The following is an 8289-nucleotide window of genomic DNA, read 5'->3' as shown; positions in this document are numbered from 1 at the left end:
TTTATGGGGAATAACCACACTGTATAGGCTCTGCCTTGCCTAAATACCAAACAGACTGCTGCAAATTTAACCTTGAAAGATCAACAGACCCTAGCTCTAAATAATAAATTTATCTCAAGTAGCTACTCTATTATGAGCGTTAACTGTATTGAATTTATTTGTAATAGACCTGCAATTGGCATTTAAATTTGCCTTAAAATTTAAAATAATCAGGTTAATTTTAAAATTTGCATTACAGTTATAAGACACTTTTGACGCTCTTGGATTAATAATGCAATTAACCTCTTTACCTAATTCACTTCGCCCTCGCGAAAAGTTAATTGAAAAAGGCGCAAAAGCATTAAGTGATGCTGAATTACTCGCTATTTTTTTACGTACGGGCTTGCCTGGTATGAACGTAATAGAGCTTGCACAGCATTTGCTTAACGAAAATAAAACACTGCACAATTTGTTTAATGCGAGTATTGAAGAGTTTTGTTCACAAAAAGGATTAGGTACAGCTAAATATGTGCAGTTGCAGGCTGTATTAGAGCTAAGCCAGCGTTATATGCAGGAGCGTTGCCAACGAGAGGCTGTATTTAACTCACCCAATACAGTGTACGACTATTTAACGATTCAAATGCGTGGTTTGCAGCAAGAAGTATTTATGGTGCTTTACCTCGATAGCCAAAATCGTTTAGTTAAAGACGAAATACTTTTTTATGGCACAATTAACGCGGCAAGTGTTTATCCAAGAGAAGTAGTTAAAGCTGCTCTTAAAAATAATGCTGCAGCTGTTATTTTTGCACATAACCATCCAAGTGGAATTGCTGAGCCAAGCCAAGCAGACAAACTTATTACTAATAAATTACAACAAGCACTGCAATTGGTCGACATAACTGTGCTTGATCACATCATTGTTGGAGGGGAAACGTGTGTTTCTTTTGCCGAGCGAGGCCTCATTTAACTTTGTTTGATGGATAAGTGTGTTAAAAATGAGCTGTTTAACGTGTTTTGGCAAATTAGTTTAATTTAAATGCAGTTTTTACTTTCCCTAAGGGCATTCGATCTTTATAATTAGCCGCTATCAAATTTACATATATGAGCTGATTGGATAGATCAGTGTTTGATCTTTGCCTGTAAAAGCTGTATAAAGAGCGCCCTTCGATTTATCTCTAGGGCGGAAATACACGGCCTTAGATTAAATTAAGCTCGAGCGAAGTTATTGGAGATATATAGACATGTCTAAAGTATGTCAAGTTACAGGTAAGCGTCCAGCGGTTGGTAATCACCGTTCACACGCGAGAAACGCGACTAGACGTCGTTTCCTACCTAACCTACAAACACACCGTTTTTGGGTTGAAAGTGAAAAACGTTTTGTAACATTACGCACTACTACTAAAGGTATGCGTATTATCGATAAAAAAGGCATCGACACGGTTCTTACAGAAATCCGTGCTCGCGGCGTTAAAGTTTAAGGATCTGAATCATGCGCGATAAAATCCGTTTAGTTTCAACTGCCGGTACTGGTTTTTTCTACACTACTGACAAAAACAAACGTAACATGCCTGAGAAGATGGAAATCAAAAAGTTTGATCCAAAGATTCGTAAACATGTTCTTTTTAAAGAAGCTAAAATTAAGTAATTTTAGTTCTTCTTTTAGAATTTAAAAACCCAGCTTAGGCTGGGTTTTTTGTTTTTAAAAATTAATAAATCAACAAATGTAAATAATATCAATCCTCTTAAATGTGGGGTCTATTTAATTCGTTAAATTGATGCAGATTGGTATAAGTACAAATAAAAAGACCGAGCTATTTAATTTAGCTCGGTCTTTTTTGTAGGGAGAGAAATATACTTATGGTTGGTATTGTCCGCTAAGTGTTAAGCCAGAAAAGGTGCTGTAAGCATTAACGCTTAAGTGCCAAGTACCCGCTTGTGGATTAGTGAATGTACAAGTTTCTGCGTTGCCGCTTTTATAAGGACGACAGTCGTAGCTTGTAGTCGTTGGTTGACTACCAAACTTAACAAATAAATCTGAGTCGCCAGTGCCGCCAGATGTCGTTACTGTAAATGAAGACATATCGGCAGGAACGTCAAGTGTGTAATGTTTCCATTCACCTGCATTCGCTGTTACGTCGCTAATAGTACCGCCACCTGCTTGAGGTGGAGTAGAGCCACCAGTAGAGCCGCCTGTTATATTTCCAACTAAGCTCACGCCAGAATAAGCAGAGTAACCACGCAGCATTACATGGTAAGTGCCAGCAGTAGGGCTATCGATAGAACACTCTTCATTGTTACCATTTTCAAATGGACGACAATCATACGTACTTGTTGTTGGTTTACTGCCAGCACGTACATATAAATCGGTATCGCCTGTGCCACCACTTATTGTAAACGTAACGTTGGTTGCACCGCTTGGAACGGTCATTGTATAAAATGCTTCAGCATTTGTTGCGCCACTAAGGCCTGTTTTAGCTTCGCCATCGGTTAGCGTATTATCGTCACCTGCTGGTGGAGTAGTGTCACCACTGGCTGCAGCAACGGCAGCTGCGGCATCAACAATACCTGTACCACAACTAGTACACGTTGCTGAAAATGAGCGAGCTGTTGATTTTAAAATACTTTCTATTTCGTCAGGTGTTGCATCTGGTTTAGCTTGTTTAATAAGAGCAGCTACACCTGCAACATGAGGTGCCGCCATTGATGTGCCTTGCGAGTAAGCATAGCTGTCGCTTGAAGGTGAAGATGAACCTGAATTATAAGTAGATAAAATACCTTCAGAGTCGTTAGCAAAATTTTGTGCACCGCCTGGTGCAGCAACATCAATATTACTACCAAAGTTTGAGTAATATGCACGACCACCGTTACGACCAACAGAGGCAACATTTACTACGCCGCTACAGTTACCTGGATTATAGTTAGCTGAATTGTCGTTATCATTACCGGCAGCTATAACTATAACGGTTCCGTTACTGCGCGCTGTATTTATAGCACTTTGTGTTGCAGAGCTACATGAGCCGCTACCACCTAAACTCATATTAATAACATCAGCAGGGTTAGCGTTTGATGGAATACCAGAAACACTACCACCAGATGCCCAAATAATACCGTCAGCAATATCAGATGTTAAACCACCACATTTACCAAGCACTCGAACAGGAACTACTTTAGCGTCGTAAGCTACGCCAGCCACGCCTTCGCCATTGTTGGTAACAGCAGCAACTGTACCGGCTACATGCGTACCGTGCCAGCTAGAATTTTGAGCGCTATTTGAACCACATTCATTTGCAGCAACACCATCACCTGGATCGCTCGCATCACTATCTCGACCACCGCCGTCGTTTGCTACCGACAGGTTAGAAATCATATCGTAACCCGGTAAAATATTAGCGTTTAAATCTGCATGTGGGCGGTAACCTGTATCAAGTACCGCAACAACTACACCGCTACCTGTTGCTGTATCCCAAGCGGTAGGTAAATTTAAACCACCAGCTTGTTCATAGTAATGCCATTGGTCGTCAAAGCGAGGATCGTTAGGAGTAGAAAAAGGCTTTAACATTTGGTCTACTTCAATGTACTCAACATTGCCAGAATCAACCATTTCTTGCATGAATACTTGGGCTTCTGCAGCGCTTAATTTTTTATCGGCACGCATTACATGGTGATTACTAAGCGCCATAGCGCGTACATATTTACCTTTTACTTTCCCTTTTTTAGATGAAAAGTTTTTAACAAAACTTTGTGCACGTTTGTTCATACCTGATGGGCTTGCATCAGCTGTTGATAAACTAGCCATATCATTACTGTTATTTTTATATTTAATAATGAACTGCGTTTCTAGCCCACTTTGGCTTTGTAGTTTTGCTGACATATCAGTCATTGAAGGTAAAGCGTCTTGAGTTGGAGTAGCAATGCTTGATGTTGCTGCAAAAAGTGTACTTAGCGTTAATGCGATAGCGCACTTTTTAAAGGTTTTACTTGTCGTCATAATTATCCCTAGTTTTATTAGTTATTCCGTGATTAATTTTCACGTTGCGGGAATGAAAGTAAAGCATTTGTTAAATAAGTTAAAATATCAATTCATTATGTACCTATTTCATTTAGTTATAACTAAGGTATATAGGGTCTTTGTCGTTATTTAGTATTTACCTGTTAAAAGTAAATAAGTTACAAAGTATTACTTATTGGTGTGTTTTATGATTTTATTTAAATAGAATAGATTTAATCTGTTGTGATATTACCAATAGTTATTTCGATACGTTGAACATGTTTAAATTTGCTATAATCGAAAAAAATTTTTAATGAGATAAATTAATGACCCAAGTAGATGTAATAGTAATAGGCGCGGGAGCTGCCGGATTGATGTGTGCGGCACAGGCAGGGTACCGAGGTCGAAGTGTTACAGTACTTGATATGGGTAAAAAACCAGGTCGTAAAATTTTAATAAGTGGGGGTGGACGCTGTAATTTCACAAACGAAAATGCAACACCAGATAACTACTTATGCGGAAATTCTCACTTTGTTAAGTCGTGTTTGAGTCGCTATACACAGCATGACTTTATTGAGCTGGTGGACAGGCATGGTTTGGCTTATCACCATAAAACATTGGGTCAGCTTTTTTGCGATAACAACGCACAAGACATAGTTAATATTTTACTTACCGAATGCGAATGGGCTGGGGTAAATATAAAGCTACGCAACGAAGTACTTAGCGTTTCAAAAACAGAAACAGGCTATAGCGTTATTACAGAGCAAGAAACACTTAACTGTGAGTCGTTAGTAATTGCATCGGGTGGTTTAACCATGCCAAAACTAGGTGCAACCCCAATAGGTTATAAAATTGCTGAGCAATTTGGTTTAAATGTTTTGCCAACGATGGCAGCCTTGGTGCCGTTTACCTTGCATCAGCATGATAAAGATCGTTTTGAAGGGCTCTCGGGAATTAGCATCCCATGTGAAGTTTCAAGCGAAAACGGTACTACCTTTAAAGAAAATATATTATTTACTCACCGTGGCTTATCAGGTCCTGCAATACTACAAATAAGCTCATTTTGGCGAGCAGGGCAGGCTGTAACTATCAATCTCTTACCTGAAATAAACCTAAGAGAGCAACTTACTGATTGGCGCGAAACGCAAGCCCAAAAGTCTTTAAAAAATAGCCTTGCGACAATTTTACCTAAACGTTTTATAGAAATACTGCATGAAAGCAAAGCGATTCCAGATTGTAATATTAATCAGCTTACACATGCTCAAATTGATGAGTTAGTGAGTTACATTCATGCTTGGCAAATTAAACCAAATGGCACCGAAGGTTATAGAACAGCAGAAGTTACCCTAGGTGGTGTAGATACTGATGAGTTAAGTTCAAAAACGTTTGAAGCTAAAAAGGCCGAAGGTTTATATTTTATAGGCGAAGTAACCGATGTAACAGGTTGGCTGGGCGGCTACAATTTTCAGTATGCATGGAGTTGTGGATTTGCTGCAGGGCAGTACGCTTAAGCTTGTGTTATAGGCCCGCTTGGTTGGGCAGAATTGGCGGTAATAACGCAGTTATTATCGCTTACAGATACTTTATTTCGCCCATTATTTTTAGCTTTATATAGTGCTTTGTCTGCCCGCTCTAAAAGTTTTAATACGGTATCGTCTTTTTGTACAGTAGCTAAACCAATGCTGATAGTAAGCGCTATATTTGTAATTGTGTTTTTGGCTATATATTCGCGTAATTCATTCGCCTGTTCAACGCTATCACTCAAACATGTATTTGATAAAATAATAGTAAATTCTTCGCCGCCCCATCGTGCAATAAGAGCATTATTTGTGAGCTTTTCTTTTAGTATTTTTGCAAACCCAGTAAGTACGTTATCGCCAACTAAATGACCATAGGTATCGTTTATATTTTTAAAATGATCTATATCGCAAATTAGTACGATATTAGCATTGTCGGTGGTCGAGTTTGCATTGTTAGCAATTAATTTTGAGAGCTCAAAATCAAACTTTTGTCTGTTGTATAATCCTGTTAATTTGTCTGTTTCTGCAAGTTGTTGAATTTCAAGGTTACGGATTGATAAGCGATTATAGGCTGAAAAACGTGTTTTTTCGTAAAATCTAAAAATCAAAATATGAGCTAAACTTACTTCAATCACATTAAATAAAGAGCCTAAACCAATTGTTATAGTTTGCAGTTGTTGTAGGTAAACAAGGTAGGCACAAACAATAAAAGCGACGGCACTTAACAAACTTCCCCAGTTTCTACCAACTAAAAAAAATGCAAAAGGAGGAATTAACGTAGCCCAAAATAAAGAGTGAGCATGCCCACCCACAGAAATTATAAACAATATAATTAAGCCGCAAACCATTAGTGTTACAGCCCATGCAGCAGCGTTTACATTGGTCGATTTATTAAAGCCGACGTAAATACCTAACGATACAAAAAGCCCCAAAGCATCAATTAAAGCAATATCGTAGCTTTGAAAGTAAAAGAGGTTTAGCAGTGTTAAAACTAAAAAGTAACTCGTCGTTATAAGCAAAGAGTGAGCTATTAAGCGAGTGCGCCAAAAGTCTTTATGATCTTTTGGAAATGGTGGAGACTCTTTATACCAAAAATCTAGCATGGTCACTTCTCTTTTATTTATAAGTTGTTAAGTATTACTTATTTTAGGAAGCGTGGGTAGCAGCGAGGATAATTAATAAGTTTTATAATTTTTAGTTATAAAAAAACCGATAGTGTAAAACAATATCGGTTTTTGTATTTATGGGCGTTTATGCTTTTAAAAACGCGTCTTGTAGTGGCGGTACTACTTGCTTTTTACGGCTCAGTACACCCTCTAACCACACTTTATCATTTTCAGGTTTTACACCGTAAGCTTGCTCAACTAAGTTTGCATCGTCAGATACAATTAGCATTTCTGAGCCTTCTTTCATTATGTCGGTAAGCAGTAAAAACACAGAGTGACGGTTACCCTCTACTTTTAGCTTAGCAATATCGGCTGCAAGATCAGCTTTAATATCGTCAAAAACAGCAAGATCGATTACTTCTAGTTGACCAATACCTACTAGGTTACCGTTCATGTTGAAGTCTTTAAAGTCACGCATTACTAAATCACGCGCTGGTGTGTTTTCTACCGCTGATTTAACACGGAACATATCCATACCAAGTTCTTTAAAATCTTCTACGCCTGCAATTTCAGCTAGCGCTTCAACACATTTAATATCGGCGGTGGTACATGTTGGCGATTTAAATATTACAGTGTCGCTTAAAATTGCACACATCATAATACCAGCGATATCTTTAGGAATTTCTACACTGTAGAAGTCGTACATCATTTTAATAATGGTGTTTGAACAACCAACAGGGCGGATCCAACATTCAAGCGGAGTAGATGATGTTAAATCACCTAATTTATGGTGATCTACCACGCCAACAACGCGAGCTTGGTCGATATCGTCCGGTGCTTGTGTTTTTTCTGTGTGATCAACAATAAAAACGTCTTCGCCAGCGTAGCTTAATTTAAGCTCTGGTGCTTCGAAGCCAAATTTATCAAGAATAAATTTAGTTTCTGGTGAAATTTCACCAAGACGCGTTGGAATTGCTGGTTCATCGATTTGGTTTTTTAAATAAGCCAGTGCAATTGCACCACAAATTGAATCTGAATCTGGGATTTTATGGCCCACTACATACATAGACATTGACGGAACTCCTTTAAATTTGTCGATATTCTAACAAAGTATGCGCGCTTTAACATATAGACAGTGCAATTAAGTTTTAGTTACACTTTAAAATCTTGAATTTATTGGGTGTGTGAATATGCAACTAGGTCGTAAAGGTTGGAATAACGTTATAATTTTCTCCATGCTAATAATGATCTTCTTTTTAAATGGCTGGCATAAACAACTTTTTAGCAGTGCTAATGAGCCTTCTTTACAGGCAATATTACCAACACAAAGTTTTGTATTAACGCTTAAGTTTGTTGATCAAAAAATTGAGCGTATAGGCACAAGTTGGCGTACAACCGTATTGCAAGATAATGCCCCGCTTACTTGGCAAGCATCTGAGCAACAGCTTGGTGAGTTAATAAATCATTGGCAAAGTACTGAGCTTATGAATATTAATGAGTCTGTTGTATTTAACCCTAAAGCACCTTTGTCTGCTGCTACATTTGAGCTTGCTGGGGAGAGTTTTCCATGGGTATATTTATTATATAAAGATGATGCGAGTTATTATTTACTCGAAAAAAATAGCCAACGAGTACTTGCACTTGATATAGCGACTGCTAAGCAGTTGTTTCCTAGTTTTGATTTTTCATAAAGTGA

At 38.2% G+C, this 8289-nt stretch carries 8 protein-coding genes; 5 read left to right on the top strand and 3 right to left on the bottom strand.

Annotation, left to right across the window (positions count from 1 at the left end; all coding sequences use genetic code 11):
• The first annotated feature begins 271 nt into the window (after positions 1-271).
• The 3 genes from radC to rpmG all read left to right on the top strand — a co-directional run bounded on the left by radC (position 272) and on the right by rpmG (position 1624).
• Positions 272-946 carry a DNA repair protein RadC gene (radC, locus tag GQR56_RS18895; RefSeq protein ID WP_166114388.1) on the top strand — a complete coding sequence of 225 codons (675 nt, stop codon included), beginning with the start codon at positions 272-274 and terminating at the stop codon, positions 944-946.
• A gap of 274 nt (positions 947-1220) precedes the next feature.
• Positions 1221-1457 carry a 50S ribosomal protein L28 gene (rpmB, locus tag GQR56_RS18890; protein ID WP_004335549.1) on the top strand — a complete coding sequence of 79 codons (237 nt, stop codon included), beginning with the start codon at positions 1221-1223 and terminating at the stop codon, positions 1455-1457.
• 11 nt (positions 1458-1468) lie between these two features.
• Positions 1469-1624: a 50S ribosomal protein L33 gene (rpmG, locus tag GQR56_RS18885; protein WP_004335545.1), complete on the top strand. Its 156-nt coding sequence runs from the start codon at positions 1469-1471 to the stop codon at positions 1622-1624.
• Positions 1625-1834: 210 nt separating this feature from the next.
• Here the strand turns inward: rpmG and GQR56_RS18880 are convergent, their stop codons facing one another.
• On the bottom strand, positions 1835-3967 hold the full coding sequence (locus GQR56_RS18880) for a S8 family peptidase (RefSeq protein ID WP_166114385.1): 2133 nt from the start codon (positions 3965-3967) through the stop codon (positions 1835-1837).
• Between the two features lie 326 nt (positions 3968-4293).
• Between GQR56_RS18880 and GQR56_RS18875 the strand changes: the two genes are divergently transcribed.
• Positions 4294-5478 carry an NAD(P)/FAD-dependent oxidoreductase gene (locus GQR56_RS18875; protein ID WP_166114382.1) on the top strand — a complete coding sequence of 395 codons (1185 nt, stop codon included), beginning with the start codon at positions 4294-4296 and terminating at the stop codon, positions 5476-5478.
• Here the strand turns inward: GQR56_RS18875 and GQR56_RS18870 are convergent.
• Positions 5475-6590 (bottom strand): GGDEF domain-containing protein, encoded by a 1116-nt coding sequence (locus GQR56_RS18870; RefSeq protein WP_166114379.1) that lies wholly within the window; start codon positions 6588-6590, stop codon positions 5475-5477. The genes GQR56_RS18875 and GQR56_RS18870 overlap by 4 nt on opposite strands.
• Before the next feature lie 148 nt (positions 6591-6738).
• A complete protein-coding gene (locus tag GQR56_RS18865) occupies positions 6739-7665 on the bottom strand; it encodes a manganese-dependent inorganic pyrophosphatase (RefSeq protein ID WP_024610502.1) in 927 nt (308 codons plus the stop codon).
• A 118-nt stretch (positions 7666-7783) separates the two neighbouring features.
• On the opposite strand from GQR56_RS18865, the gene GQR56_RS18860 reads away from it, so the two are divergent.
• Positions 7784-8284, top strand: a complete 501-nt coding sequence (locus GQR56_RS18860) for a hypothetical protein (protein WP_024610503.1) — start codon at positions 7784-7786, stop codon at positions 8282-8284.
• Positions 8285-8289 lie beyond the last annotated feature (5 nt).

The sequence above is a fragment of the Pseudoalteromonas sp. Z9A5 genome (assembly GCF_011378875.1).
Taxonomy (GTDB): Bacteria; Pseudomonadota; Gammaproteobacteria; order Enterobacterales; family Alteromonadaceae; genus Pseudoalteromonas.
Note: the sequence above shows the minus strand (reverse complement) of the source record. Positions and strands in the feature narration are given on the sequence as shown.